At 71.8% G+C, this 26,651-nt stretch carries 21 protein-coding genes; 7 read left to right on the forward strand and 14 right to left on the reverse strand.

The window, feature by feature from the left end:
* The first annotated feature begins 55 nt into the window (after positions 1–55).
* The gene (locus ACQPY4_RS10365; RefSeq protein WP_433334921.1) at positions 56–5,536 is read left to right on the forward strand and encodes a type I polyketide synthase; all 5,481 of its coding nucleotides are present in this window, start codon (positions 56–58) and stop codon (positions 5,534–5,536) included.
* A gap of 43 nt (positions 5,537–5,579) precedes the next feature.
* Positions 5,580–6,269, forward strand: coding sequence for a VanZ family protein (locus ACQPY4_RS10370; protein WP_433334923.1), 690 nt, complete (start codon positions 5,580–5,582; stop codon positions 6,267–6,269).
* Here ACQPY4_RS10370 and ACQPY4_RS10375 read toward each other — a convergent pair.
* Positions 6,252–7,094: a LysR family transcriptional regulator gene (locus tag ACQPY4_RS10375; protein WP_433334925.1), complete on the reverse strand. Its 843-nt coding sequence runs from the start codon at positions 7,092–7,094 to the stop codon at positions 6,252–6,254. The genes ACQPY4_RS10370 and ACQPY4_RS10375 overlap by 18 nt on opposite strands.
* A gap of 72 nt (positions 7,095–7,166) precedes the next feature.
* On the opposite strand from ACQPY4_RS10375, the gene ACQPY4_RS10380 reads away from it, so the two are divergent.
* Positions 7,167–8,405 (forward strand): MFS transporter, encoded by a 1,239-nt coding sequence (locus tag ACQPY4_RS10380; protein WP_433334927.1) that lies wholly within the window; start codon positions 7,167–7,169, stop codon positions 8,403–8,405.
* Here ACQPY4_RS10380 and ACQPY4_RS10385 read toward each other — a convergent pair.
* The 7 genes from ACQPY4_RS10385 to ACQPY4_RS10415 form a co-directional block, all read right to left on the reverse strand.
* On the reverse strand, positions 8,396–9,058 hold the full coding sequence (locus ACQPY4_RS10385; protein ID WP_433334929.1) for a class I SAM-dependent methyltransferase: 663 nt from the start codon (positions 9,056–9,058) through the stop codon (positions 8,396–8,398). The two genes, ACQPY4_RS10380 and ACQPY4_RS10385, sit on opposite strands and share 10 nt — an antisense overlap.
* Positions 9,059–9,080: 22 nt before the next feature.
* A complete protein-coding gene (locus ACQPY4_RS10390) occupies positions 9,081–10,391 on the reverse strand; it encodes a pyridoxal phosphate-dependent aminotransferase (protein ID WP_433334931.1) in 1,311 nt (436 codons plus the stop codon).
* A 124-nt stretch (positions 10,392–10,515) separates the two neighbouring features.
* Positions 10,516–10,977: a hypothetical protein gene (locus ACQPY4_RS10395; RefSeq protein ID WP_433334933.1), complete on the reverse strand. Its 462-nt coding sequence runs from the start codon at positions 10,975–10,977 to the stop codon at positions 10,516–10,518.
* A 336-nt stretch (positions 10,978–11,313) separates the two neighbouring features.
* Positions 11,314–11,931, reverse strand: a complete 618-nt coding sequence (locus ACQPY4_RS10400; RefSeq protein WP_433334935.1) for a TetR/AcrR family transcriptional regulator — start codon at positions 11,929–11,931, stop codon at positions 11,314–11,316.
* Positions 11,932–12,031: 100 nt separating this feature from the next.
* A complete protein-coding gene (locus ACQPY4_RS10405; RefSeq protein WP_433334937.1) occupies positions 12,032–12,700 on the reverse strand; it encodes a 3-oxoacid CoA-transferase subunit B in 669 nt (222 codons plus the stop codon).
* Positions 12,700–13,368 carry a 3-oxoacid CoA-transferase subunit A gene (locus ACQPY4_RS10410; protein ID WP_433334939.1) on the reverse strand — a complete coding sequence of 223 codons (669 nt, stop codon included), beginning with the start codon at positions 13,366–13,368 and terminating at the stop codon, positions 12,700–12,702. The genes ACQPY4_RS10405 and ACQPY4_RS10410 overlap by 1 nt, the downstream gene beginning before the upstream one ends.
* Positions 13,365–13,859, reverse strand: coding sequence for a beta-ketoacyl synthase N-terminal-like domain-containing protein (locus tag ACQPY4_RS10415; protein ID WP_433334941.1), 495 nt, complete (start codon positions 13,857–13,859; stop codon positions 13,365–13,367). Before ACQPY4_RS10415 ends, ACQPY4_RS10410 begins: the two co-directional genes overlap by 4 nt.
* Positions 13,860–13,943: 84 nt before the next feature.
* Here ACQPY4_RS10415 and ACQPY4_RS10420 point away from each other — a divergent pair, with 84 nt between their 5' ends.
* Both ACQPY4_RS10420 and ACQPY4_RS10425 read left to right on the forward strand, forming a co-directional pair.
* Complete coding sequence (locus ACQPY4_RS10420; RefSeq protein ID WP_433334943.1) at positions 13,944–14,828, forward strand: LysR family transcriptional regulator; 885 nt, start codon at positions 13,944–13,946, stop codon at positions 14,826–14,828.
* Between the two features lie 214 nt (positions 14,829–15,042).
* Positions 15,043–16,101, forward strand: coding sequence for a serine hydrolase domain-containing protein (locus ACQPY4_RS10425; RefSeq protein WP_433334945.1), 1,059 nt, complete (start codon positions 15,043–15,045; stop codon positions 16,099–16,101).
* Between the two features lie 45 nt (positions 16,102–16,146).
* Here ACQPY4_RS10425 and ACQPY4_RS10430 read toward each other — a convergent pair whose 3' ends face one another.
* The 4 genes from ACQPY4_RS10430 to ACQPY4_RS10445 form a co-directional block, all read right to left on the reverse strand.
* The gene (locus ACQPY4_RS10430) at positions 16,147–17,115 is read right to left on the reverse strand and encodes an NlpC/P60 family protein (protein ID WP_433334947.1); all 969 of its coding nucleotides are present in this window, start codon (positions 17,113–17,115) and stop codon (positions 16,147–16,149) included.
* Between the two features lie 238 nt (positions 17,116–17,353).
* Positions 17,354–18,277, reverse strand: coding sequence for a M56 family metallopeptidase (locus tag ACQPY4_RS10435; protein ID WP_433334949.1), 924 nt, complete (start codon positions 18,275–18,277; stop codon positions 17,354–17,356).
* Positions 18,277–18,663 (reverse strand): BlaI/MecI/CopY family transcriptional regulator, encoded by a 387-nt coding sequence (locus ACQPY4_RS10440; RefSeq protein WP_433334951.1) that lies wholly within the window; start codon positions 18,661–18,663, stop codon positions 18,277–18,279. The genes ACQPY4_RS10435 and ACQPY4_RS10440 overlap by 1 nt, the downstream gene beginning before the upstream one ends.
* A 200-nt stretch (positions 18,664–18,863) precedes the next feature.
* Complete coding sequence (locus ACQPY4_RS10445) at positions 18,864–19,478, reverse strand: TetR/AcrR family transcriptional regulator (RefSeq protein ID WP_433334953.1); 615 nt, start codon at positions 19,476–19,478, stop codon at positions 18,864–18,866.
* A gap of 90 nt (positions 19,479–19,568) precedes the next feature.
* On the opposite strand from ACQPY4_RS10445, the gene ACQPY4_RS10450 reads away from it, so the two are divergent.
* Positions 19,569–20,954: an MFS transporter gene (locus ACQPY4_RS10450; protein WP_433334955.1), complete on the forward strand. Its 1,386-nt coding sequence runs from the start codon at positions 19,569–19,571 to the stop codon at positions 20,952–20,954.
* A gap of 26 nt (positions 20,955–20,980) precedes the next feature.
* Here ACQPY4_RS10450 and ACQPY4_RS10455 read toward each other — a convergent pair whose 3' ends face one another.
* Positions 20,981–21,490 carry a DUF4396 domain-containing protein gene (locus tag ACQPY4_RS10455; RefSeq protein ID WP_433334957.1) on the reverse strand — a complete coding sequence of 170 codons (510 nt, stop codon included), beginning with the start codon at positions 21,488–21,490 and terminating at the stop codon, positions 20,981–20,983.
* Positions 21,491–21,727: 237 nt separating this feature from the next.
* Between ACQPY4_RS10455 and ACQPY4_RS10460 the strand changes: the two genes are divergently transcribed.
* Positions 21,728–25,213 carry a protein kinase domain-containing protein gene (locus ACQPY4_RS10460; RefSeq protein ID WP_433334959.1) on the forward strand — a complete coding sequence of 1,162 codons (3,486 nt, stop codon included), beginning with the start codon at positions 21,728–21,730 and terminating at the stop codon, positions 25,211–25,213.
* Here the strand turns inward: ACQPY4_RS10460 and ACQPY4_RS10465 are convergent.
* Positions 25,210–25,983 (reverse strand): ArsR/SmtB family transcription factor, encoded by a 774-nt coding sequence (locus ACQPY4_RS10465; protein WP_433334961.1) that lies wholly within the window; start codon positions 25,981–25,983, stop codon positions 25,210–25,212. The two genes, ACQPY4_RS10460 and ACQPY4_RS10465, sit on opposite strands and share 4 nt — an antisense overlap.
* Between the last annotated feature and the right edge of the window lie 668 nt (positions 25,984–26,651).

The raw sequence follows: 26,651 nt of genomic DNA on the forward strand, positions 1-26,651 counted from the left end.
GGAGTCGCCGCGTGTCTCGGCTCCGGGCATCACGATCAGGCGGGGGAACTCATCCATGAACGAGCAGTCTGCGGCGGAGAACCGGGGCCGCTGGCGGGCGAGGCTGATGGAGCTGCCGGACGCGGCCCGGCACGCGGCGCTGATGGGCCTGATCGCCGAACAGGTGGGCGCCGTGCTCGGTGCGGGACGCACGGTCGAGCCGGATCTCCCGTGGCGCCGTCTGGGTGTGGTCCGTGACGGGGCGCGGCGGTGCCGGGAGCGGCTGGCGGACGCGACCGGGCTGGAGTTGCCCGCGACACTGTTCTTCGACCACCCGACACCGGCGGCCGTGGCCGGGTACCTGCGGTCGCGGCTGCTCGGGATCGCGTCCGAGGCCGCGCGGCCGGAGCGGGAGGGGCCCGAAGCGGAGCCGATCGCCATCGTCGGCATGGCGTGCCGGCTGCCGGGTGACGTCGACTCGCCGGACGACCTGTGGCGCCTCGTCCTGGAGGAGCGGGACGTGATCGGGGGCTTCCCGGCCGATCGCGGCTGGGATCTGCCCGCGCTGTACCACCCCGACCCGGAGCATCGAGGCACCACCTACGCACGCGGTGGCGGCTTCCTTCGGGACCCCGGCCTGTTCGACCCCGGGTTCTTCGGCATCGGCCCCCGCGAGGCGACGGCGATGGACCCGCAGCAGCGGTTGATGCTGGAGACCGCGTGGGAGGCGCTGGAGCGTGCCGGGATCGATCCCGGGACGCTGCGCGGCAGCCGCACCGGCGTGTTCACCGGGGTGTCCATCCAGGACTACGGGCCGTCCTGGCACCGCGCGCCCGATGAGGCGCAGGGACGGATGTTCACCGGCACCATGCTCGGTGTCGTGTCCGGCCGCGTCGCCTACACCCTGGGGCTGGAAGGCCCGGCGATGACCGTGGACACCGCGTGCTCGGCCTCGCTGGTCGCGCTGCACCTGGCCGCCCGGTCGCTGCGCGACGGGGAGAGCGACCTCGCCCTGGCGGGCGGCGCCACCGTGATGAGCACGCCGGGCATGCTCCTGGAGTTCAGCAGGAAGGGCGGGCTGTCGCCGGACGGACGGTGCCGGGCCTTCTCGGCGGCCGCGGACGGCACCGGATGGTCCGAGGGCGCGGCCATGCTGCTGCTGGAACGGCTGCCGGACGCCCGGCGCAACGGGCACCCGGTGCTGGCGCTGCTCCGCGCGAGCGCGGTCAACCAGGACGGGGCCAGCAACGGCCTGACCGCTCCCAGCGGCCGGGCGCAGCAGCGCATGATCCGGCAGGCCCTGGCCAACGGGGGCCTGGCGGCCGCCGACGTCGACGCCGTGGAGGCGCACGGCACCGGGACCCCGCTGGGCGATCCCATCGAGGCGACCGCCCTGTTGCACACCTACGGCCGGGACCGTCCGGCCGACCGGACGCTGTGGATCGGATCGCTGAAGTCGAACCTCGGCCACACCCAGGCCGCCGCGGGCGCCGCCGGTGTGATCAAGATGGTGCAGGCCATGCGGCACCGGCTCCTGCCCAAGACCCTGCACGCCGAAGACCCGACCCCGCATGTGGACTGGCGGGCGGGAAACCTGGCCCCGCTCACCGAGCCGCGCCCGTGGGACCGGCCGGGCCGTCCGCGCCGGGCCGCCGTGTCCGCGTTCGGGGTGAGCGGAACCAACGCGCACGTCATCCTCGAAGAGCCGCCCGAGCCCCCTGCCCTTGCGGCGCGCGAGCGTCCGTCCACCGCGGTGGCCTGGGTGGTCTCGGGCCGCACCGAGGACGCCCTGCGCGACCAGGCCGCCCGGCTGCTGGAGCACGCCGAGGCCCGTCCCGAACTGGATCTCGTCGATGCCGCCTTCTCGCTGGCCGGACGGACGCGCTTCGAGCACCGCGCCGCCGTGGTCGGCTCCGGCCGGGACGAGCTCTCGCGCGGCCTCGCCGCGATCGTCCGCGGCGCCTCGGCGCCGGGCGTGCTGAGGGGGAGCGCGCGCCCCACGGGCAAGGTGGCCTTCCTCTTCACCGGCCAGGGCAGCCAACGCGCCGGAATGGGCAGGCGGCTCCACGCGGCGTTCCCCGTTTTCGCCGAGGCGCTGGACGAGATCTGCGCCGAATTCGACGACCGTCTCCCGCGTCCGCTGCGCGAGGTGATGTTCAACGACCCCGAAGCACTGCACCAGACCGGCTACGCGCAGCCCGCGCTGTTCGCCTTCGAGGTGGCGCTGTTCCGGCTCGTCCAGAGCTGGGGGCTCGCACCCGATGTCGTGCTGGGCCACTCGATCGGGGAGTTCGCGGCGGCTTACGTCGCGGGCCTCTGGTCGCTCGGCGACGCGTGCACGCTGGTCGCCGCCCGAGGCCGCCTGATGCAGGCATGCCCGGCGACCGGGGCGATGATCGCGATCGCGGCCGCCGAGGACGAGGTACTCGCCGAGCGACGGCACCCGTTCGACATCGCGGCGGTGAACGGTTCCCGGTCCACGGTGATCTCCGGAGACCGGGACGCCGTCGCCGCGGCCGCCGCGCTCTGGGAACAACGCGGACGCGCGACGATCCGGCTGAACACCGGCCGTGCCTTCCATTCCGCGCACATGGACGGCATGCTCGCCGAGTTCCGCGAGATCGCCGCGGGCGTCACCGCCCGCGCGCCGGTGCTTCCGGTGATCTCCACCCTCACCGGCGAGCACGCCGACCTGTGCTCCCCGGAACACTGGACGCGCCACGCGCGCGAACCCGTCCGCTTCCTGGACGCCCTGCGCCGCCTGCGACGGGAGGGACCAGCGGCCCTCGTCGAACTCGGCCCCGCGCCGACGCTGACCGCGATGAGCGCGGACTGCCTGCCGGACGGCCCGCCGGCCGTCGCCGCGCAACGCGGTGGCCCCGCCGAAGACCAAGAGCTGCTGGAAGCGCTGGCCGAGCTGCATGTGCGGGGCGTCCCGATCGCCTGGCACGACCTGTACGCCGAACGCGGGGCGAGACCGGCCGAGCTGCCGACCTACGCGTTCCAGCGCAGGCGCTACTGGCTGGACGAGCCCGAGCCGCCCAGCTCAGCGAAGGTCCCCGCGGCCTGGCTGCACCGCATCGGCTGGACGCGCGCGCACGGCATCCCCGCCCAAGGCCCCGTCCTGTCCGGGCGCTGGCTCCTGGTGACCCCGACCACCGGCGTGGCCCCCGAGCTGCTCGCCCAGGTGGCGGGCGCCCTCGAACAGCGGGGCGCGGTCGTCGACGTCCTTCCGTTGTGCGCCGACGACGCCGATCGCGCCCGGCTCGCGCGGCGGCTCGGCCCGGGCGAGGGCCTGGCCGGTGTCCTGTCGCTGCTCGCCCTCGACCAGACCGTCCACGCGCGGCACTCCTCGATGACCGACGGGCTGGCCCTGACCTGCGCGCTGATCCAGGCCATGACGGACCGGGGCGTGACCGCGCCGCTGTGGTGCGCCACCGAATCGGCGGTGTCGGCCGGCGCGTCCGACCGGCTCCGCAATCCCCGCCAGGCGATGGTGTGGGGCCTGGGACGGACCGTCGCGCTCGAACTCCCACGCCACTGGGGCGGTCTGATCGACCTTCCCGCCGACCCGTCCCGCCGGGCGGTCGACTGGCTCGCGGCCGTGCTGGCCGCGCCCGACGGCGAGGACCAGTTGGCGATCCGCGACTCCGGGCCGCTGGCGCGCCGCCTCGTCCCCGCACAGAACCGGACGGGAACGCCCTGGCGTCCACGCGGAACCGTCCTGGTCACCGGCGGCACCGGCGCGCTCGGGACGCACACCGCGCGCTGGCTGGCCCGCAACGGGGCCCAGCACATCGTCCTGACCAGCCGCCGCGGCCCCCGAGCGCCCGGCGCGGACGCGCTGCTCGCCGAACTGCGCGCGCTGGGCCGCCGGGCGAGCATCCTGGCCTGCGACGTCGCCGACCGCGACAGCGTCGCCGCGATGCTCGACGCCCTTCCCGGCGACCTGACCGCCGTGGTCCACGCGGCGGGCGTGATCGACCGGATCGCCCCGCTCATCGACATCGACCTCGCGGAGTTCGCGGGCACGATCGCGGGCAAGGTCCTCGGAGCCGACCACCTGACGACGCTGCTCGACGGCGTCCCGCTGGACGCCGTCGTCCTGTTCTCCTCCACCTCGGCGGCGTGGGGGGTCGGCGGAGCCGCCGCCTACGCCGCGGGCAACACCTACCTCGACGCGCTCGCCTGCCGCCTGCGCTCCGGCGGCGTGGCCGCCACCGCGATCGAATGGGGCCCCTGGGCCGACGGCGGCATGGTCACCGACCTGAGCTGGGACGACGACCTCCGCGAACGCGGCCTCACCCCCATGGCCCCCGCCACCGCGATCACCGCCCTCGCCCACGCCGGGACGACGGCGGAACCGGTGTTCACCGTCGTCGACCTGGAACCGGCCCGGTTCACGCCCGTCATCACCGCGTTCCGCCCCAACCGGCTGTTCGACGAGCTGACGGCGTCCCCCGCCCAAGCCCAGCCGCCCGCTGCCCTCGACCATCTGCGGTCACTGGACGAGAGCGAACGGGCCCGGACGCTCCTGCCCCTGATCCGCGCGGAGATCGCCGCGCTGCTGGGGCACGCCTCGGGCGAGGAGATCGACCCGCACCGCCGCTTCCTCGAACTCGGCTTCGACTCCCTGGCCTCCGTCACGCTCCGCCGCCGCCTCATCGCCCTCACCGGCCTGAACCTGCCCTCCGCGGCCGTGCTCGACCACCCCACGGCGGAGGGACTCGCGACCCACCTCGCCGCGAGCCTTTCCGTCACCGACGAGCCCCACGACTCGCTGAGCGTGCGGCACCTCTACCGGCACGCCTGTGAGATCGACAAACTGGACGAGGGCATCGGCGTCCTCCAGGCCCTGGCCAAGCTCCGTCCCGACTTCGGCGACCGCGCCGAGTTCCGCCGTCCGGTACCGGTGACCAGGCTGACGACCGGATCCGCGCCGCACACGCTGGTCTGTCTCCCGTCGATCTTCGCTCCCTGCGACTACAACTTCAGCCGCCTCGGCCGGAACCTGGACGGCCAGGCCGACGTCCACACCCTGCGGTATCCCGGATTCGGCGACGGCGACCCGCTTCCGCGCACGCTGGAGGTCGTCCTCGACGTCCTGTCCGACACGCTGCTGCGGCACTTCCGCGACACGCGGTTCGTCCTGGCGGGCTACTCCTCGGGCGGATGGCTCGCGCACGCCCTGACCCACCGCCTCGAACACCTCGGCACGGCACCGGCCGCCCTCGCGCTGCTCGACACGCCCCACCCGCGCAGCGACCCCGCCGACTTCAGAATGGACCTGCGCGCCCTTCCGGCCGACGACGCCGTGTTCGCCCTGATGACCGACGCGGAACTCCTCGCGCAGGGCACCTACATCCACCTTCTCGAAAACTGGACGCCGTCCCCGCTCACCACCCCGCTGACCTTCGCGCAAGCCTCGGAAAGCACCTTCACCGCCCTCTGGAATCCCACCACCACGCTCGACCTTCCGGGCGACCACCGATCCATGCTGAACGAGCACGTCGACATCACCGCGAAAACCCTCGTCCACTGGCTGGGAAGCCTGTGAAATTCATACGCCCGCGATACGGCCCTCCCTCTTTACTGGCTCCATGGACCCGAGTGCCTCGCCCTTAACTCCAGCCCGCCGCACGCGCAGGATCGTGATCGGTGGCCTGGCGCTCCTCGGTGTCGCGATCGCCGCGTTCGGCTCGGGGCCCATGGCGCTGCGGATCCTGTTCATGCCGTTGCGCAGGCCGGGTTGGGACTCCCTGTTCGGGACGTTCAACGGCGTGGTTCTCCTGACGGTGCTCGCCCTGCCGTTGGCCGCGCTGGTGGTGTGGGCGCTGGCACGTCACCGCCGGGCGGCCGGCGTCACGTCTCCGTGGCGGGTGTCGCTGGCCGAGGTCGGCATCGTCTACGGGACGGTGCCGTGGGTATGGATGATCCTCATGCCGGGCGACGAGGACGACGGCGTCGTGAACCTGGTGCCGGTGCGGGACCTGCTCACGATGAACACGACACAGATCGTCGGCAACCTGCTGGTCTTCGCGGCGCTGGGATTCCTCGCCCCGCTGAGGTTCCCGTCGCTGGCGTCGGTACCGCGGGTCCTGGCGCTCGGCGCGGGCTGCTCTGTTGTGGTCGAGACGGCGCAGTACGTCCTGCGCCTTGACCGGGTGTCGTCCGTGGACGACGTACTGATCAACGCCACCGGCGCCGGACTGGCCGCGCTCGCCTCGCGCCCCTGGTGGCGCTCGGCGTCCTGGACGGCCGCGGCCGAGACCTCAGATCATTCGCCGTAGCGCGGTCTCCACGGCATCGATCAGCGGATCGGCCTCGGTCCGCGGGTGCCGTGCGAGGCCGAGTTCGATGTCCGGCAGGGTGGGCAGGGCGTCGGCGTCGTGGTGGGCCATGACCGGTTCGAGGTTGGCGGGCATCAATGCCGCGACGCCGAGCCCGGCTCGCACCGCGGCCAGCACACCGACCAGGCTGTTGCTTTCGAACGCCACCCGCCAGCTCCGGTCGGCGTGTTCCAGCGTTTCCAGCACCGCGGTGCGCCAGGAGCACGGGTGCGAGAACAGCACGACCGGGAGCGGATCGGCGGCCACGTCCACACCCTGGCCGACCGCCCAGACCAACGGCCGGCGGACCGTCCAGCGCGGCGAGCCGGGAATGTCGGACACCTCGTCCAGGACGAGCTGGACGCGTCCCGCGTCGTAGGCCTTGCGCATCTCGGCACTGGACACGCTCAGCACCTCCAGCGTCGCCTCGGGGTGCAGCCGGGCCAGGTCGGCGAGGGCCTGCGGGAGCTGGGACGCGGCGAGGTCTTCGAGCAGCCCGACGCCGCAGTGGCCGGTGAGCACGCGTCCGGTCTCGGTGAGCGCCTGCGCGGAGAGCGAGAGGATGCGCTCGGCGTACGGCAGGAGCTCCTCGCCCGCTCGGGTGGGGGAGACACCGGACGTCGAGCGGTAGAGCAGCGGACGCCCGACGGCGCTCTCAAGCCTGCGCAGCTGCTGGCTGAGCGCGGGCTGGGTGTGGCCGAGCGCGGACGCGGCACGGCTGATGCTGCCCGCTTGCACGGCGGCGACGAACGACCGCAGCAACACGATCTCAAGGTCTCTAGCCATAACGATTCATTATGTCACCTCCAACGAATTAACTACTTCCTATGGCTTGCCGGACGATCTAACGTCACGTAGGTGACCAGATACCGACAGGTGCTCGCCGTGCCGGGGATGGCGCCGTTGCTGGCGGTGTCCCTGGTCGGCCGTACCGCGATCACCGCCGACGCGATGGCGCTGACGATGTTCGTCGTGCTGGGCCTGGGCATGAGTTACGGGGCGGCCGGGGGCGTCGTGGCGGCCCTGACCGCGGGGATGGCGCTGGGCGGGCCGCTGCTCGGCCGCATGATCGACTGGCGGGGCGTGCGCTCGGTGCTGCTGGTGACCGTCGTCCTGCAAGTCGTGTTCTGGCTCAGCGTGCCGGTCCTGCCCTACGGGGTCCTGCTGGGCGCCGCCTTCGCGGCGGGCCTGCTGATGGTGCCGATCCAACCGGTCACCCGGCAGGCGATCGCCGCGATGACGACCGCGCGGCAGCGCCGGGCCGCGTTCTCGCTGGAGTCGGTGCAGGGCGAACTGTCGTACCTGGTGGGCCCGGCGATAGTCATTCTCTGCGCGGCGACGATGTCCCCCGATGCGGTGGTGTGGGGCGTCGGCGTCACGATCGTGATCGGCGGAGCCGGGCTCGCCTTGCTCGACCCGCCGCTGCGGGCCCGCGACGAGACGGAAGTCGCCTCGGCCCGACGTCCCCCGCGCCGGGAGTGGCTGAACACCGAGATGCTCGCCGCGCTGACGATGGCGTTCGGCGTCACGACCCTCCTCGGCGGCATCGACCTCGCGATCGTCGCCAGGCTCGAAGAAGCGGGCCAGGTCTCCTGGGCCGCCGGAGTCATCGCCGTGCTCGGCGTGACGTCCATCGTCGGCGGGCTCGTCTACGGCGCGCTGCCCTGGTCGCTCCCCACGTGGGTGCTGCTCGGCCTGCTCGGCCTGGTGACGATCCCCGCCGGGCTCGCCCACAGCGGCCCCTGGCTCTGCGTGGCCGTCGTGGCCTCCGGGCTTCTCACCGCACCGACTCTGTCCACCGTGGCCGACGCGGTGAGCCGGCTGGCACCGGCCGGCGTCCGGGGCGAGGCGACCGGGCTGCAAGCCTCGGCGCACAGCGCGGGCTTCGCGCTCGGCTCCCCGATGGTCGGAGTGGCGATCGACGTCTCCGTCCCCGCCGGAGGCTTCGCGGTGGCCGGGCTCGCCGGCCTCGCCACCGCCCTGATCGGAGGCCTGCTGTCTCGCCGCCCACCCACCACCCGCACGCTCAGCGATCCCGGCGCCCCGGCGACACCCGCCCCGGAACCGTGCAAGGCCGCCACCCACCCTCAGGGCTGAGAGCTTCCTCGACCCCGGCGGGCGAGGAGGCGGCCGTGCTGGAACCTCTCGCCCTCACCCGGCCCGCGGCGCATCCGGGCGACTTCCGTGAGCCCGGCCTCGGACGCCAGTTCCGCGACGCGGTCGACCGGAAGCCGGTAGGCGAGGGAGACCTTGTGATCGAACGGCTCGGCCGACGGGTGCGAATCGTCGTCGGTCGCGAAGAACCCGAGCAGCACGTGGCCACCCGGCGCCAGCACCCGTGCGAACTCCTCGAAGATCAGCGGCAGGTCCGCCGGGGGCGTGTGGATGATGGAGTACCAGGAGAGAACGCCGCCCAGCGTGCCGTCCGCGATGTCCAGCGCGAGCATCGACCCCTCGTCGAACCGCAGGTCGGGGTACGCCTGTCGGGCCAGCTCGATCATCGCGGGCGACGCGTCGACACCGAAGGCGGTCACGCCCAGCGACGCCAGGCGCGCCGTGACGCCGCCGGGGCCGCATCCGAGATCGGCCACCGGCCCGGCCCCCGCGTCGCGCACGATCTCGGCGAACGCGGTGACCAGGGCGCGGTCCAGCGGCTGACCTTCGACTGAGTCACGGAACAGGTCGGCGTAAAGGGGGGCGACGGCGTCGTAGGCCGCCCGTGTGGTGTCCTGGGAGGAAGACTCGGTCACGGTTGACGACCCTAAGCGGCGCCTACCCCTTCCCGGCCGCCAGCCCCCGACCGAACGTGAGACCCGCCGCCTCGAGCCGGTTCAACGCGGTGTTCAGATGATCGGCGTCAGGACCGAGGAACATCCGCATCCAGGGCAGCGGCGCGGCGTCCCCCTTATACGGCCACGGCCAAGCCGGTGCCAGCAGCACTCCGGTACGAGTGAAACAGTCCTCCCGGAACAATTCCGCGGCCTTCCCCTCCTCGGCATAGGCCTCCGGGACGGCGAACAGCATGTAGGACGAGCATTCGCCCTCGTGCACCTTGTCCGCCGGGTAGCCGAGCCGTCCGCGCAGGAACTCGCCGACCAACTTCCGCTTCTCCCCATACGACACCTGCTGGCGCCGGAGGAACGCCTCACTCTCGGGGCTTTCGAGCCACCGGGCCATCGCCCGCTGCTGCGTCCCGCCGTACATCAGGGAGTTGTGCAGGCGATACCGGTTGACGAGGGTCGCGAGAACGTCCGGCTCGGCGATCATCGTCCCGAGCCCCCAGCCGTTGCAGTGGAACTGCTTGCCTAACGAGCGCACGGCCAGCCAGTGCCCGTAGGGCATGCCACGGAGCTCGTCCAGCAGGATTCGCAGCGCCGAGGTCGGCGTCACCCCGGGGTTGTGGACGGCGAAGTAGGCATCGTCGATCAACAGCCCGGCCCCGCGCCCCACGGCGGCCCGGATCGCTCCCGTCACGAACTCCTCGGACCAGTTCACCGCCGTCGGGTTGTGCTGCGGGTTGAGCACGACCAGCGCGAGCCGCTCGTCCTCGGCCCCCTCGACATCGCCCACCAGCCGCGCGAACTCCCGCGGATCCGGCTCGAACCCGTTCTCGGGCCGCAACTCGAAATACCTCAGCCGGTACCCCAGAGGCGCGAGCACACCGTCGTAGTCCCAGCTGGGACCGGCGACCACCACCACCGGCGTCCGATCGTCTTCCGGATGCTCATCGAGCAGGAACCGGCCGAAGTCGAACATGACGCTCCGCGTCCCGGCCCAGGTGACCGCCAGATCGAACCCCTCGTCCCCGCCCAGCCCGTGATCCTGGAGCATCCGCTCCCTGGCGGCCCGCCGGAGCCCGGGAAGCCCGTACATCGACAGCTGGTACCCATGGGCATGCGGTTCCACCGGCTCCAGACACCCCGCCAGCCCGGGCGCCACCTGGTACCAGGTCTCCCCGAAGCTGAGACAGATCGGATCCCCCTGCGGACACCCCTCCCCGAGGTAGTCACGCAGCAACGCCGCGTCCGGCATGGCCATGGGAACGGACTCATCAGCGAGCAGGGCGGCGAGAGCTTCACGCACGGTCGGGCTCCTCGAAGGGGGGACGTCAGATGCCTGTGATCACTTCACGGAACCAACCGCCGCCCGGTTCACCCAACCCGTGATCTTTCCCCGCCCCCCAGCTCAGAAGGCCGTGCTGGGGGAGTCAGGGGGTGTGGGGGAAGGCGAGTTCGATCCAGTTGGAGAACTCGGCGGCCAGGTGCCAGCGGTGTTGGGAGACCATGTGCGGGAGGAGGAAGCGGGGGAATTCGACGCAGAGGTGTGCGTGGAAACCGCCGGGTTCGTCGCGGAACTGGTGGCGGACGCCGCCGATCGGCCGTCCCGCTTCGGTGAGGGCGACACCCGCGGCCTGAGTGGTGAAGCGAGACTCGGGGGTGGAGGTCAGCGCGGAGGTGTCGGTGTAGTCGACGCAGAAGCGGCTGGCCAGGGGGCTGCCACCGGTGGTCTCGACGACTTCCACGGTGTCTTGGGGAGTGGCCTGGATCAGGAAGTGATCGGGGTTGGCGGCGATCATGGTGCGGACGTAGTCCGGCCGGGTCGTGTCGGCGAACCACTGGACGAACTCGGCGGCGCCGCCTCCGGTGACGTGCAGGTCGCAGCCGCTCATGACGCGTTCGCCGCGGGAGAGTCGTGAGGTGACCGTGGAGATCCGGGTGCTGATTCCCAGGTCCCGGCGCAGGCGGCGCCTGATCTCGGCGGGGCCCAGGGCGATCTTGCCGTCGGCGAACGCGAGTCGCTGACGCTCCAGGTCTCCGGAGGGGACCGGGGAGTCCGATCTTGGCCGCCGCTTTGGGCAGGCGCTCGGCCTCCCAGGCCATGACCGCGTCGCGCGGGTACCGGCGGCCGTCGATGATCGCGGACACCTCGATCGGCGTTCTGCCCATCGATCTGCCTCCTCTGCTTCGCCGACGCCCTGTGCCGCCCGCTCTGAGCGGACTCTACCTTAAAAGCAACCCCGGTTGCTTTTAAGGTCGTCTGTTTCGAGACGGGGCGACTGGGCGCTTCTCAGGGCGCGGGTGGCGAAGAGTTCGATGTCGTCGGGGGCGACGGGCCGGCCGGTGATCAGCAGGCGGAAGTAGACCGGGCTGCTGGCGTCCTCCAGCAGGAGCCGGGCGTCGGTTCCCAGGGGCAGCTCGCCTCGGGCGATCGCGCGGTCGACGATCGCGGCGCTGAGACGGAACCGCTCGGCGAAATAGGCTTCGCGGACGGCCGCGTCCGGCTGGTCGAGGTCGCCGGAGAGCATGGCCGTCAGCACCGCGCGGGTGGTGCCGGTCTGGAGGATCGCGACCAGGCCCTCCAGGTGGACGGTGAGGTCGCCGATGAGGGTGCCGGTGTCGCGTGCGGGCATCTGCTCGGCCGCCATGGCCAGCAGCAGGTCGCCGACGAGCGCGGCCTTGGTCGGCCAGCGCCGGTAGACGGTGGTCTTGTTCACGCCCGCCCGGGCCGCCACCTCGGGGAGTTGCAGGCCGGCGTAGCCGTGCTCGTCCAGCAGCTCGATGGCCGCCTGCCGGACCGCCGCCACCACCGCGGCCGCGCGTCCTCCCGGGCGGCGCCCACCCATCGGTCCCTCGGATGTCGCCACGCATGCCCCCGGCTCAGGTGGTGGCCCATGCACGGGACGCCGCCGCGTCCTTCTTGGGCATGAGCCTCGGTCTTCTGTTCTACCGCAGCGAACGCTGCCCCGCGGGAACGCGTTTCAGGGGGACGTCGAGTCGCCTGGCGAGGTCGTCGTGGGTCGGCCCGAACGTGTCGAGGACCAGGACGCCGCCGGAGGTGATCTCGAACGTGGCGAGGTCGGTGTAGATCCGGTTCACGCAGCCGACGCCGGTGAGCGGGTAGGTGCACTCGGGGACGAGCTTGGGGGTGCCGTCCTTGGTGAACAGCGTCATCATCACGTAGACGCTCTTGGCGCCGACGGCGAGGTCCATCGCGCCGCCGACGGCGGGAATGGCGTCGGCCGCACCGGTGTGCCAGTTGGCCAGGTCGCCGCTCGCGGAGACCTGGAAGGCGCCGAGGACGCACACGTCGAGGTGGCCGCCGCGCATCATGGCGAACGAGTCGGCCTGGTGGAAGTACGCCGCGCCCGGCGGTTCGGTGACCGGGACCTTGCCCGCGTTGGTCAGGTCCGGGTCGATCGCGTCCCCGACGGCGGCGGGGCCCATGTTGAGCATGCCGTTCTCGGTGTGCAGCACCACGCCCGAGCCCTCGGGCAGGTGGTCCGACACGAGGGTGGGCTGGCCGATGCCGAGGTTGACGTAGGAACCCTGGGGATGGGCCAGGACGATGTCGCGGGCGACGCGTGCGGCGATCTCGTCCTTGCCGCGGCCCATCACGCGCTCCCGACCGCGACGACGCGGTTGACGTAGATCGAGGGGGTCACGATCGTCTCGGGGTCGAGCCGGCCCGTTTCGACGATCTCGCGGACCTGCATGACGGTGGTGGTCGCGGCGGCCGCCATCACCGGGCCGAAGTTGCGGGCGGTCTTGCGGTAGACGGTGTTGCCCATCCGATCCGCGATGTGGGCGCCGATGAGGGCGACGTCCGCCCGGAGCGGGTATTCGAGCACGTGCGTGCGCCCGTCGATCTCGCGGGTCTCCTTGCCCTCCGCCAGCGGTGTGCCGACTCCGGTCGGGCAGTAGAACGCGCCGATTCCGGCGCCCGCCGCGCGCATCCGTTCGGCGAGGGTGCCCTGCGGCACCAGTTCCAGGTCGATCCGTCCGGCGCGGTAGAGCCCGTCGAAGACCCAGGAATCGTGCTGGCGCGGGAAGGAACAGATCATCTTCCGGACGCGCCCCTCGGCGAGAAGGGCGGCCAGCCCGGCGTCACCGTTTCCGGCGTTGTTGGAGATGACGGTGAGGCCGGTGGCGCCCTGCTCGATGAGAGCGTCGATGAGCTGGACGGCCATTCCGGCCAGACCGAACCCGCCGAGCATCACGGTCGAGCCGTCCTCGATGTCGGCGACCGCCTCGGCGGCCGTCTCGTGGATGGTCGCCGTCATGAGACGTTCTCCAGCACCGCGGACGCCCCGTCGTTGAGCGGGCACGCGTTGCCGGGGGTGATGGTGCCGCCGTCCCGGAAGGACGCCTTCAGCCCGGCCGGCTTCGCGGCGGTCGAGCCGACCCGGACGCCTTCGTCGCGGGCCAGGACGACGTCCTCGACCGGGACGACGAGGTCGTCGTAGAACCCCGTCTGCCAGGCGGCGTGGGCCAGGTCGTGCGAGCGGGCGGCGAACTCGTCCTGCCGGTCCCGCGAGATCGAGAACTTCTCGGCCCGGGTCATCGACTCCACTCCGCCGGTCAGCACGATGTCGGCGTCGCCGGACTCGATGGCGCGCGAACCGGTCATCGCGGCGTCCAGCGAGGAGCCGCACAGCCGGTTGACGGTCGTGGCCGGGACGCTCACCGGGAGGCCCGCCAGCAGCACCGCCATCCGTCCGACGTTGCGGTTGTCCTCGCCCGCCTGGTTGGCGCAGACGAAAGCCTGCTTCATGGACTCACCGTAAGCGTCGCACATTGATGGAATCCAATACAGGACCAGCCAAGATCTATAAATCAGATCGATATATTGAGCGCCATGGAGCTTCGACACGCGCGGGCCTTCCTCGTCCTGGCCGAGGAACGGCACTTCGGCCGCGCCGCGCAGCGGCTGCACATCGCCCAGCCCGCGCTCTCGCACCAGATCAAGATGCTGGAACGCGAGGTCGGCGTGACCCTGTTCGACCGCACGACGCGCCGGGTCGAGCTCACCGCCGCCGGGCGCCGTTTCGATGACCATGCGCGCCGGATGCTGGGCTGTGCCGATCACGCGGTCGCGGACATGCGACGGGTGGCGACCGGGCAGGTGGGCCGCGTCTCGGCCGGGTTCATCGGGACTGCCACCTACGACGTGCTCCCGCGCGTCGCCCGGGAGGTCCACCGCGAGCTGCCGGGGATCGACCTGCGCCTGCGCGGCGAACTGCTCTCGCCGCAGTTGCTGGACGGCCTGATCGACTTCGAGTTCGACCTGGTCGTCCACCGTCCCGAAGGCGCCCCGCGCCAGGGCGTCCGCACGATGCCGCTGCGGACGGAACGCCTCGTGGCGGTCCTTCCCGCTCACCACCCGCTCGCGGCCTCGGCCGACCTCGACCTGCGCCGCCTGGCCGATGAGCCCTTCGTCGTCCACCCCGCCGGGGGACGTTCCTCGATGCACGAACTGGTCCTCGCGGCCTGCGCCGCGGCCGGGTTCCGGCCGGCGCCCCTCACCGAGGTCGCGGAGACCGCCACGCTGGTCGTCTTCGTGGCCGCCGGGCTCGGCGTCGCGCTCGTGCCCGAACCCGTCCGCGCCCTCGGCCTGGACGGGGTCGCGTACGTCCCCCTGACCGATGCGCCGGAGGCCGGACTGGCGATGTCCATCCGCGAGGACGAGCCTTCCGGCGCCACCCGGAACATCGCCGCCATCGTCCGACGACGCTTCGCCTGAGCCGGTGTAGTCGGCTCCACCATCGGTTGGAGTGCTGTCCCCCTCGCCTCCCTGAAACCAGCCTCCTACGGTCGATATCCGGACCTAGCGGATTGGCTGATAAAGAATGATTCGTCGGCGACGAGCCCTCCTCGCGATATTCACAGTCCTGCTATTGGGAACAACGCCGCTTTCGGCGTCCGCCAATCCTGAGCGCAGCCGATTGCAGACCCTGGTGGACGCCATTCGGGACGTCGGCGTCCCCGGCGTGGCGGCCGAAGTGCGCGAAGGCGACCGTCGCATCGTGGCGCGAAGCGGCGTGGCCGAGCTCCGCGCCCACCGTCCGATGCCCTACGACGGCACCTTCCGCATCGCCAGCAACACCAAGGTCTTCGTCGCGACCTTGGCCCTCCTCTTGGTGGGCGAAGGCCGGCTCTCGCTCGACGACACGGTGGAACGCCACCTGCCGGGCCTGGTGACCGGCCACCGCAACGACGGCCGGCGGATCACCGTCCGCGACCTGCTCCAGCACACCAGCGGCCTGACCGACTATGGAGCCGACCTGCCGATCCGATCCGGAGCGGACTTCGCCAGAGAACATCTGCGCACCTACCGCCCCGAGCAACTCGTGGCCATGTCGATGCGCCATGCGCCCGGCTGGTATCCGGGCCCAGGCGAGCGACGCTTCGGGTACTCCAACGTCAACTACGTCCTCACCGGCATGATCATCGAACGGATCACCGGCGACACCTGGGAACACGGCGTCCGCGACCGGATCGCCGCGCCGCTCGGCCTCCGGCGAACCTACGGGCCGGGCACCCGGCCGCTGCTGCCCCGGCCCCACGCCCGCACCTATTTCCGCTTCCCCGGCGAGCCGCTGATCGACACCACGATCCTGAACGCCAGCGTCGTGGACGCGGCGGGCGCGATGGTCAGCACCCTGGACGACCTCAACAGCTTCCTCCGCGCCCTGATCGGCGGCCGCCTCCTGAAGTCACCCGAACTGAACCTGATGCGGCGCACGATCTTCGCCGCCGAGGACGCACTCCAGGAGCTCTACCCCGGCACCCGCTACGGCCTGGGCCTGATGCGACGCCCCCTCACCTGCGGCGGCACCTACTGGAGCCACGTCGGCGAGGGCATCTCCGGCGCGACCAGAAACGGCGTCACCTCCAACGCCCACCGCTCCGTCGCCATCCACATGACCACCGAGGCGTCCATCCCCAGCACCCGCAAACGCCAGGAAGCCGCCGCCGCCAACCTCATCGACCAGGCGCTCTGCGGACACCTCTGAGCGCGGCAGCGTGGAGTGCCATGTCCTCGATCGAATGGCCGAGCGTCAGGCGACGCGGACGGCGCCCGCCCAGGGACGTCCGGCGATGGGGCTGATCTTGACGACGTCGCCGGTCTGGGGGGCGTGCACCATCTTTCCGCCGCCGACGTACATGCCCATGTGGTGCAGGTCGGAGTGGAAGAAGACCAGGTCGCCCGGCTGGAGTTGGTCGCGCGAGACGTGGACGCCCGCGTTCCACTGGCTGCCGGTGTAGTGGGGCAGGTTGATCCCGACCTGCGCGTAGGCGTACATGGTCAGGCCCGAGCAGTCGAAGCCCTTGATGTTCGCTCCCTGGGCGATGCCGAACGAGGGGCCGGAGCGACTGCCGCCTCCCCAGGAGTAGGGGACGCCGAGTTGCTTGAGCGCGTACCGCAGCGCCTCCGCGCCCTTGCCCGAACCGGCGACCGGCGGCAGTTCGGCGCTCTTTTCGGGGGCCGCCTTGGCGAGCTTTCCGCGGGCCTTGTCATAGAGCTTGCCGACGCTCTTGCGTTTGCCGTCGAGTTCGGTGCGCAGGGTTCGCACTTGCGTGGCGCGGGCCTCGGCCGTCTTGCGTGCCCGTTGGGCCGACTGCATCGTCTGGAGGAGGAGTTGCGCGCGCGTGCCGTTCTGGTTGGCGAAATACCGCAGCGTGGAGGCCTGGTCGAGCAGGATCTGCGGATCCTGCGAGGCGAAGAGCGACGCTGTGGGGTCGGCGCCGCTGTTCATGTAGCCCGCCGCGGCGAGGCGGCGGACGTCCTGCTGGACGGCGCTCAGGGACTTCTCCTGGCGGCGGGCGTTGTCGGTGGCGGCCCTGGCCGCCTTCCGCGCCTGGTCCAGGCGCACCTTCAGCCCGTTGTACTGCTCGGTCAACCGTTCAAGCTGGTCGCCCAGCTTCTCCGCCTGCGCCTGAAGCTCCTTGACCGAGGGCTCGGGTTTCGCATGGGCGATTCCCGTCGCGGCAGGCGATCCCAGTGCGGCGAGAAGGGTCGCGCCCATCAGGACGAGGGTCAGCCCGCGGTGTGGCCTCGCCTGATCACGCCCGATCGGACGTGACCGTGATGCGAAGTCGTTCGGCTGCACGCGACTTCCTTCCTTGGGCGCCGCCCAGGCGGGGGAGTTCGGGAGGGGAGAACCGGCCGGTCGCTGGGGGTGGGCCGATTGCTCCTACGGAGGGTAGGAGATCGGGCCGCGTTTGTCACTCGGATGGGCGGTTTGCTCGGTTCGCCCGCTGGTGTCAGCAGGGCAGCGGGACGGCCGCCATGGCGAGGACGACCAGGGCGAGCGGGCCCGCCGCGGCGCCCGCCGCGGTGACCCAGCCCAGCGGCCTGGCCCCGCGGACAGGGCGGCGGGACGCTTCCAGGCGGGCGAGGCGCCGGTGCGTCCGCTCCTGTGCCCCGGCGGCGGCGAGGGCGCCCGCCGGCGCGACCACGGGCTGGAGGCTGCGCAGCGCCCCGGCGAGCGCCTCCCGGCCGCAGCGGCGCGCGGCGGCGTCGTCCGCGATCATTTCCAGGAGGGCCGGGACGCTCGTCCGGGCACGTCGAAGCGTCGGCACACGGGGCATCAGCGCGTGGACCAGGTCCAGCAGGAGAAGCACGAGATGGTGGCGGTGGCGCAGGTGCGTTCTCTCATGGGCCAGCACGGCATCGAGCTGCCGCACGTCGAGGCGCTCCCGGGCGCCGCTGCTGACGACGATCGAGCGGCCCTGGGCGGGGATGCAGTAGGCCACGGGGATCGGATGATCCAGGACGAGCACATCCGCGTTGCGGTCGTCCGCCCGGGCGACGAGCCGCAGCACTTCCATATGCCGTCTCCGCCGGGACACCGCTCGCCAGAGTCGCGGCAGGACGCGCGTCGCCCGGAAGCAGCAGAATCCGATGAGCGCGCCGCTGGTCAGGGAGGCCCACACCAGCCCGCCGTGCGCGTGGTCGGCGAGGCAGGAGTGAAAGCGCTCCAGCAGCCCGTGCCCGGGAGCCGGAGGCCAGAGCAGGGCGAGTGCCACCAGGCCGGTCACCGACGCGAGGATGCCGACGATGACCCCCGCCCAGCACGCGAGCGCGGTGCCGGGGTGCCGGACCGTCCACCGAGCCGTGGCGAGCGCGGGTCCCGCCGCCGTGCCGAGGGCGAGGATCGCCGCGACCAACGCCGCGATGAAGACCATCAGCGCCGGCCTTCCCGATCGTCGCCGGCGCGCCGGCGCAGGGCGTCCAGAAGGGTCCTCGCGCCGGTGGGGTCGACGTTCTCCGCGAACCTGGCCAGGATCGCGCCCTGGTCGCAGGAGTCGGTCATGGCGTCGAGCATCAGGTCGACCGCGTGCTCCTCCCGCGTCTTGACCGGGACGTAGCGAAAGGCGTTCCCGTCCGGAATGCGGCGCAGCAGCTTCTTGCCGTGCAGCCGCTCCGCGACCGTCTGGACGGTGTTGTAGGCCAGCGGTCTGGCGGCGTCCCGGTTGAGGACGGCGAGCAACTCGCGGACCCGCAGCGGCCCGGGCGCAGACCACAGCGCATCCATGATCGCCCGCTCCAGCGTCCCGCCGAGATCCGCCATGCCATCCCCTTCACGTCGATTCATAGTATGGCCCGCCACCGGGACGCGCCTTGGCGCGATCGAGGGAGAACCCGCGGGACCGCCTCGGGCAAGCGGCCCCGCGGTGGTGTCAGGCGCCTGGAACCCCCCGGGCAGCGCCACCGGAGCTTCCCCGTCTGGCCGCGCCGCGGCGGAGGCCGGTGCTCTGGCGTGACGGGGGCCTAGCGGATCGTGCCGCCTCGCTCCGTGGAGGCCCCATGGGGGGCGGCCAGCAGCGACCGCACCGTGGCGTTCACGATGCGGGCGGCGTCATCGGTCTCCATGCGTCCGGCCCGGTTCTCCTCCGCGGCGCCGTGCAGGACGTAGTGCACGACGTTGACCAGCCAGGCGGTCGGCAGGTCGGTGCGGAACGCGCCCTCGTCCTGGCCGCGCCGGATGAGCTCTCTGACCCGCTGTGCGGGGGTGGCGTGCAGCTCGGTGATGCGTCCGGCGGGCAGGGTCGACTGCGCGGCGGTCAGCAATGCCATGGACTCGGCCACCAGGGTCCAGCTGGAGGCGAGCAGCCGGGCCAGGGCGTCCTGGGCGTCCCCGGTGAGATCGACGGCTGACAGTGCCTCCTCCCCGGCGCGCAGTGCGTCGACCAGGGCGGCTTCGACCAGTTCGGGCCGGGTGCGGAAGTGGCCGTAGAGCGTCATCCGTCCCACGCCGGCGGCCTTGGCGATGTCGTCGACGCTGGCGTTCGGATCGGCGCTGAGGCTCGCGCGCGCCGCGGCGACGATGCGGGCGATGCTGCGTTCGGCGTCTGCGCGGCGGCGCGGACCGGCGGCGGTAGGCATGCCGCCAGCATAACTCGTATGTGAATGTACGTGTTACCCTGCGAACCGGAACTCGTACATCAGGATACGAGTTATCGCTCGGAGGGTCAGATGACAGAGCCACAGATCAATGAGGCAGCCGGGAAGGACGTTCCGGCGCATCCGCTGCGATGGCGCATCCTCGGCTTCCTCGGCATCGCCCAGCTGATGCTGATCCTCGACGTCACGGTCGTGGCCATCGCGCTGCCGCACATCGAGACCGACCTGGAGCTGAGCCGCCAGGCGGTGACCTGGACGGTCAGCGCCTACACCCTGACCTTCGGCGGCCTGATGCTGCTGGGTGGACGGCTCGCCGACCTGGTCGGAGCCAAGCGGGTCGTCCTGTCCGGCCTGCTGATCTTCACGGCGGCCTCGCTGGTGACCGGCTTCGCCGGTTCGGCGGGCGTGCTGCTGGGCGGACGCGTCGCGCAGGGGCTGGGCGCGGCGCTGCTTTCTCCTTCCGCCCTCTCGCTGGTGGTGGGCCTGTTCGCCGGCGACGAGCGGAACAGGGCACTGGGCGTCTGGTCCGCGCTCGGCGGCGGAGGCGCGGCCCTCGGCGTCCTGCTGGGAGGACTGCTCACCGCGGGCCCGGGCTGGCCCTGGGTGTTCTTCGTCAACGTGCCCATCGGCCTGGTGATCCTCGCCGCCCTCGCCCGGATGCTGCCGCGCCAGAACGCGGCCTCGCCACGGCCGCGGCTCGATGTGCTGGGGGCGCTGCTGGTCACCGCCGCGTCCGGCTCCCTGATCTACGCGGTCACCCGTGCCGGAGACCACGGATGGCTCACCGCCACGACCGGATGGCTGGTCCTGGCGGCCGCGATCGGCTACCTGGCCTTCGTGGCCAGGCAGAAGACCGCCGGGTCGCCCCTGATGGACCTCGGGCTGCTGGTCCGGCGCCCGGTGGCCACCGGCACGTTCCTCATCCTGATCGCGACGGCACTGATGATCGCGGTCTTCTTCCTCGGCACGTTCTACTTCCAGCATGCCGAGGGATTCGGCGCGCTTCAGACCGGTCTGCTGTTCCTCCCCGTCGCGATCGCGACCATGCTCGGGGCGAACCTCACCGGTCGGGCCATCGCCAAGGCGGGAGCGCGCGGGCTCGCGGTGGCCGGGCTGCTGGCCACCGCGATCGGCATGGCACTTCCCGCGGTCTCGATGCACCCCGCGACCGTGGTGGCGGGAACGGCGATCGCGGCCGCCGGAACCGGCGCGATCTTCGTCGTCGCGTCGGCGACCGCCCTCGGCCGGGTCGCTCCCCACGAAGCCGGCATCGCCTCCGGGATCGTCAGCACCTTCCACGAGTTCGGCGCCTCCGTCGGCGCGGCGGTCATCTCCAGCGTCGCGGCCGCCAGCCTGATCGGGGACACCCTCTCCGGGTTCACCGACGGCTTCCTCGTCGCCGCGGTCGCCGCGGCCGGAGCGGCTCTGATCGCCGCCGTCCTGACACCCGGCCGCTGACGGGACGCGCCCATCGGGGTTGGGAGTCAGTGATGGTACTGGTGGACGACGGCGTGCCCCTTGCCCCGCCCGATCATCCACTTGTTGATCGGTGTGGTGAGGAGGAAGGCGACGAGCAGGGCGAACGCCAGGGCGCCCCAGAACAGGGGGCTCGCGAGGCCCGCCTCCATGGCGCCCGGGACGATGAGCATGACGCCGTTGTCCAGGATCTCCATGACCGCGATCGACACGGTGTCGGCGGCGAGGGCGACGCCGAGGGCGGCCTTGAAGGGGAGTCCCGCGCGCAGAACGCCGCGCATCGTCAGGGCGTAGCCGAACACGAAGGCGAGCGCGACGGCGAGCGCGATCGTCGCGAGCTCGTGGAGGCCGAGGGCGGTGCCGATCACCATTCCCAGCACCTCCCCGATCGCGCATCCGGTGAGGCAGTGGGCGGTGGCCTGCGCGGCCATCGCCCAGCTGACCGTGTGCCCACCGGAGTGGTCGCGGACCGCTTCCCCGTGTGCGTGGTGCTGGGCGGGCCTGTCGGGAGTCGTCATCAGAACCTCAAAGTCATGCGCGGGAAGTTACGGCTTCTCTGGTGGGTTGTGGCCCGTTTGTCCAGGGAGATCGACATCCTACGCTAGGTAGGAGATTGGTGATCAAGCTGTGGCACGCGAGAGGGACCCGCCGATCCGGCGCGGGGCAAATGGGGGCGCGGGCTGACGAACAAACAGGCAGACATGAGCGTCTGTTTGAGATGATCAGCGGGCACCAGCGGCAGCGCGAGGAGAGGCATGGCCGAACCGCTCCATCCCGGCGACCCCCGCCAGCTCGGCTCGTTCTACCGTGACGGACGGCTTGGCGCGGGCGGCCAGGGCGTCGTCTACGAGGGCTACGGGCCCGATGGCGAACGGGTCGCCGTCAAGGCCCTGCACGGGGTCCGTGACCGGGACCGCGAGATGCTGCGCAAGGAGACCTGGGCCTGGCGGAAGGTCGCCGCCTACTGCACCGCCAAGGTCCTGCACGCCGACCTCGACGGCCCGATCCCGTTCGTCGTCAGCGAGCACGTCGCCGGGCCGAACCTCCGGCAGGCCGTCGAGCGCGCCGGGCCGTACGCGACCGACGAACTGCGCCGCCTGGCGATCGGGCTGGCCACCGCGCTGGTGGGCGTGCACCGCGCGCGGGTCGTCCACCGCGACCTCAAGCCCGAGAACATCCTGCTGGCCCCGGACGGGCCGCGCCTCATCGACTTCGGGATCGCCAGGATCGAGGAGCAGCCCACCACGACCGGCCTGCTCAAGGGCACCCTGCGGTACATACCGCCGGAGCGGTACCGGGGCGAGCACGGCGACGCCAAGGTGGACGTGTGGGGCTGGGGCGCGGTCGTCCTGTTCGCCGCGACCGGACGGCACGCCTTCACCGGCGACACCGCGCCCGTGATCGCGCGCCAGGTGGAGTCCCACGACCCCGACACCTCCGTGCTGGAGGAGCCGCTGCGCTCGCTGGTGACGGCGTCGCTGGCGAAGGATCCGGCCGACCGTCCCGACGCCGAGGACCTGCTCCTCGGCCTGGTCGGCGCGATCGACCTGAAGGAGGCCACCCGCAGGGCCGTCCCGGACGACCGGCCCGAGCCGCCCGAGCCCTCCCGCGCCGAACTCGCGGAGGTCGTGTTCACCGGCCTGGACGTCCGCGAGCAGGAGGCCGTGCCGCAACTGCTGCTGCGGCTGGTCGCACCGGGCGAGCGCGCCGAGGACACCCTGCGCGCGGCGCGCCGGGACGAGTTCTCCGACGGCCAGGTCGACGACGCGGTGGTCGACCGCGTCCTGCGCGACTTCACCGGCGCGGGCGTCCTGGTCTGGACGGACGGGACCGTCACGCTGTCCAGCGCCGCGCTCATCCGCGCGTGGCCGAGGCTGCGCGAGTGGGCCGACGGGGAGCGCGCGGGACTCGGCGTCCACCAGGACCTCGTGGACGCGTCCCGGCTCTGGCACGGCCACGGCCGCAAGCGCAGCGACCTCTACCAGGGGACGGCCCTGGAACGCGCCCAGTCGTGGGCCGCGACCGGCCGCCGCCACCTGACCCTCAACCTGGTCGAACGCGGCTTCCTGGACGCGGCCGCCGACCTGTCGCTGCGCCGGGGACGGCTGCGCGCGCTGATCAGCGTCGGGCTGGCGGTCCTGCTGGTCATCGCGATCGGCGCGGCCGTCGTCGCGATCGACCAGCGGCGGACCGTCGTCGGGCAGCGCGACCGCGCCGCGTCCGCACAGGTCGCGGGGCTGGCGCAGTCGCTGCGCCGCAGCCGTCCCGACCTGGCGCGCAGGCTCGCCGTCGCGGCCGGGGCGATCGCCGACACCCCCGAGTCGTGGTCGGCGCTGGCCGCGGTCCGGCACCAGGTGGAGCGGCGGTCGGTCCGGCTGCCCGACTTCGACGCGATCTGGTCCGACCTGGACGGCTCCGGACGCCTGCTGGCGGCCGCCGGCGGGAAAAAGGCCGGGCTGTGGGAGGCCGACAGCGGGGACAAGGTCGGCTCCTTCCACGCCGCCGCCGGGGTCGGCGGCGTCGACGTGTCCGACGACGGCAAGACCGTCGCCGTCCGGGTTCTGGACGGGACGGTCGCCATCCTGTCCGCGCCCGGCCTCCGCGTCCGCAACGTGATCCGCTACCGAGCCCAGGGCCTGGCCAACGCGGCCGAACTCCAGCTCAGCCCGGCGGGCACGTACCTGGCGGCGACCGAGACGACCGCCACCCGCAACGGGATCACCGTCTGGAACACGCACACCGGCCGGCAGGCATTCCACGATCCGCGCATCACCGGTTTCGTGTCGTTCTCCCCGCAGGAGACGATGTTGTCGATCAAGTCCCTCGACACGGTCACCTGGACCGATCTGCGCACCCGCAAAAGGCTCCCCACACCCGACTTCCACATCGGCGACGAGCCGAGCTTCCAGGCGGTCCGCTTCAGCCCGGACGGCCGGACCGCGGCGCTGCCGGGCAAGAACGGCGTCCGCCTGGTCTCGATCGACACCAACACCTCCCGGGAGATGGAGGGCGACAAGGACGTCATGCGGGCGGACCAGACCTTCAGCCACACCGGCGAGTTCCTGGCGACCCAGCTGAACCTGTGGCGGCTGGACGACGGCGTGGTCATGCGCTACCCGACCACCATGGACGAGTGCACGTCCGGGACCTTCCGGTTCACCGAGGACGACTCCGAACTGCGCTGCACGAGCGGCGACGGCGTGCTGTTCTCCCTCGACGTCACCCGCCACACCCAGCGGCCCGTGCGCGAGCCCGTCGAGTACGACCTGGCGACGTCCAGCCGCGACGGTTCCACGATGGCGGTTCTCAGGGACGACGAGGCCGTCGAGATCTGGTCGACCAGCCCCCTCGCCAAGCGGTTCGAACTGCCCAAGGAGCGGTTCAGCACCGGATCGGGCCTCAAACTCAGCCCGAACGGCACGATGCTCGCCGTCCGCACCGGCATGGGCGACGGGAGGATCGACGTCTGGGACCTGTCCAAACGGACCCGGCTCGGCTCCCTCCCGGGTGCCGTCACCCAGTACTCGGACCCGGTCGTCAAGAACGTGGACTTCGCGCCGGACGGACGATCTCTCGTCCGGTACCGTCCCGACGAGGCGGGCAGCTCCCTGTCCTTCTGGAATCTCTCCCCGATGCGGCAGATCCGGGAGGTGCGCGGGGAGCCGTGGGGCGCGGTGGCGTTCCGTCCGGACGGCAGGGTGGTCCTCTCGGGCCACACCCTCGTGGAGTTCCCGTCCGGCAAGGTCCTGCGGCGCGGCTCGACGGGCCTGGAGGCGGGCCGGTACGGCACCGACGGGAAGATGATCTTCGACGGCCCGTCCGAGCTCCGGGCCAGCGTCTCCTTCTACGACCCGGCCACGCTCGCCCGGACGGGGTACGTCCTGCGCACCGGGGACCGCACCCCCACCGGCGGCCACTCCCCGCCCGTCCACGACGCGAGGGACGCCGTGCTGGCCGTCGCCTACGGCGAGTCCGGCTCCGACGGCGAGATCAAACTGTGGGACCTGCGCACCCGCACCCAGCTCGGCATCCCCTTCACCGGCCACCGCCAGACGGTGCTGGCGATGGCGTTCACCCCGGACGGCCAGTCGCTGGTCAGCGTCGATTCCACCGGCGGTTTCCGCACCCACTCGGTCGCACCGGGCCGTCTCCGCGCCGAACTCTGCAAAACGAGCGGCGCCCTCACCAAGAAAGAGTGGAAGGCCAACATCCCCGACGTCCCCTACCGAAAAACCTGCTAACCGAAGGTGGAAGCGACGAGGGAGTTCCCGAGCGGCGTGCGGGAGTAGAAGATGCGTCCCGCATGGCAGGCCTGGAGGACGAGTCCGTTGGCGGCCAGCACACCGGTGTGCCGGGACACCTGAGAGGCGGAGATCCCCGTCCTGCCCTGGATGGTCGCGGTGGACGTCGCGACCGTGATCGTCGCGAGTACCCGAGCCCGCGTCGGCCCCAGCAGTTTGGCCAGGGCACCGGGGTCGGCGACCGGCGGGGGCTGATGGGGCAGGGGATAGACCAGCACGGGCGGCAACTCGGCGTCGGCCAGGACGACGGGCGCGGCGCAGCAGAACCAGGACGGAATCAGGCGCAGCCCCCGTCCCCGAAGGTGAACGTCGATGGGAACCGGGTAGCGAGCCTCCAACACCCGATCAGACGAGCGCCAGCTGGCGAACGGCTGCAAACTCGACAGCAGCGCCTCGGGCCCGCCCGTCCGCAGCACGCCCATGAGCCGGGTGTGCTCGATGGCGACCTGCCTGCCGACATCGTCCCACCGCGGGGCCAGCGCGGCGGAGAAGTACGAGCGCAGATGGTCGCGCAGCAGCGTCCGGGCTTCGGAACTCCCCGTCGCCAGCTCGGCGCCCCAACTCGGCGCCCCGCTGCGGCTGGTGAGCCGATCGAGCTCCCGCGCCACCCGCGCGCGCGGCGTCGACACCACGGCATCGAGGCCGGCGTCCAGGCCGTCCGGCCCGACGTCCGGGGTGAGAAAGTCGGGCCAATAAGACGAAGACGGCACCAACGGCAGCAGACACCGCCCCACGGCATCCCCCACAGGACTCCCGGACAAGCCCGCCAACGCCTCGGCCCGCCATTCCCCGACGCTGACCGGCACCGAAAGACCCGGACGCGGCGGCCTCAGCCGATGCAGGCTCAGCACCAGCTCCCAAAGCGCATCCGGCCGCGCCGAGACCCGCGTCCGCGCCAGATCCTCGGAATCAAAGAAGACCCGCAACCTCACAGCCCCACGACGTACCCACCAGGCACGATCACTCAACGTAATCACGCCCACAAGCCCACGCGCCCCATGGAACCAGCCAAGGTGAGGGCACTCTGAAGATCGAGCACCCCCACCTCGCGAGCCCCTGCGAATCACCGCGTCGCGACGGCTACCCCCTCCAAGGGGGTGCGATCACGAATGCGTGACACAGAACCCGCCCCGCCACCCCAGTTGGGGGCGGACATCGCTGAAACGCGTGAAGGGCCGAACGTAGACGCGAGGCCCCGTCCGACTCTTGCAGCCACTGATCTTCTGCCAGAGGATCTGCCCCTGGTTCGTGGCGTTATAGCCGGACACGGCCCCCAACGTCCCCACGTCGCGGAACCCCCGGGTGACCGGGGCGATCCGCGCGACCAGCGGAGGGTCGTACCCGGGCTTCCCCCACATACAGAACATCCCAGTCGTAC

This window comes from Spirillospora sp. CA-294931, assembly GCF_050946795.1.
In the GTDB taxonomy this organism is placed as follows: domain Bacteria; phylum Actinomycetota; class Actinomycetes; order Streptosporangiales; family Streptosporangiaceae; genus Spirillospora.

What these genes read in the sequence shown, in the direction of transcription:
- ACQPY4_RS10365 (WP_433334921.1), top strand. Translation starts at nt 56, where the DNA reads ATGAACGAGCAGTCTGCGGCGGAGAACCGGGGCCGCTGGCGGGCGAGG.
- ACQPY4_RS10370 (WP_433334923.1), top strand. Translation starts at nt 5,580, where the DNA reads ATGGACCCGAGTGCCTCGCCCTTAACTCCAGCCCGCCGCACGCGCAGG.
- ACQPY4_RS10375 (WP_433334925.1), bottom strand. Translation starts at nt 7,094, where the DNA reads ATGGCTAGAGACCTTGAGATCGTGTTGCTGCGGTCGTTCGTCGCCGCC.
- ACQPY4_RS10395 (WP_433334933.1), bottom strand. Translation starts at nt 10,977, where the DNA reads ATGAGCGGCTGCGACCTGCACGTCACCGGAGGCGGCGCCGCCGAGTTC.
- ACQPY4_RS10400 (WP_433334935.1), bottom strand. Translation starts at nt 11,931, where the DNA reads ATGGGTGGGCGCCGCCCGGGAGGACGCGCGGCCGCGGTGGTGGCGGCG.
- ACQPY4_RS10405 (WP_433334937.1), bottom strand. Translation starts at nt 12,700, where the DNA reads ATGGGCCGCGGCAAGGACGAGATCGCCGCACGCGTCGCCCGCGACATC.
- ACQPY4_RS10410 (WP_433334939.1), bottom strand. Translation starts at nt 13,368, where the DNA reads ATGACGGCGACCATCCACGAGACGGCCGCCGAGGCGGTCGCCGACATC.
- ACQPY4_RS10415 (WP_433334941.1), bottom strand. Translation starts at nt 13,859, where the DNA reads ATGAAGCAGGCTTTCGTCTGCGCCAACCAGGCGGGCGAGGACAACCGC.
- ACQPY4_RS10420 (WP_433334943.1), top strand. Translation starts at nt 13,944, where the DNA reads ATGGAGCTTCGACACGCGCGGGCCTTCCTCGTCCTGGCCGAGGAACGG.
- ACQPY4_RS10430 (WP_433334947.1), bottom strand. Translation starts at nt 17,115, where the DNA reads ATGGGCGCGACCCTTCTCGCCGCACTGGGATCGCCTGCCGCGACGGGA.
- ACQPY4_RS10435 (WP_433334949.1), bottom strand. Translation starts at nt 18,277, where the DNA reads ATGGTCTTCATCGCGGCGTTGGTCGCGGCGATCCTCGCCCTCGGCACG.
- ACQPY4_RS10440 (WP_433334951.1), bottom strand. Translation starts at nt 18,663, where the DNA reads ATGGCGGATCTCGGCGGGACGCTGGAGCGGGCGATCATGGATGCGCTG.
- ACQPY4_RS10445 (WP_433334953.1), bottom strand. Translation starts at nt 19,478, where the DNA reads ATGCCTACCGCCGCCGGTCCGCGCCGCCGCGCAGACGCCGAACGCAGC.
- ACQPY4_RS10450 (WP_433334955.1), top strand. Translation starts at nt 19,569, where the DNA reads ATGACAGAGCCACAGATCAATGAGGCAGCCGGGAAGGACGTTCCGGCG.
- ACQPY4_RS10455 (WP_433334957.1), bottom strand. Translation starts at nt 21,490, where the DNA reads ATGACGACTCCCGACAGGCCCGCCCAGCACCACGCACACGGGGAAGCG.
- ACQPY4_RS10460 (WP_433334959.1), top strand. Translation starts at nt 21,728, where the DNA reads ATGGCCGAACCGCTCCATCCCGGCGACCCCCGCCAGCTCGGCTCGTTC.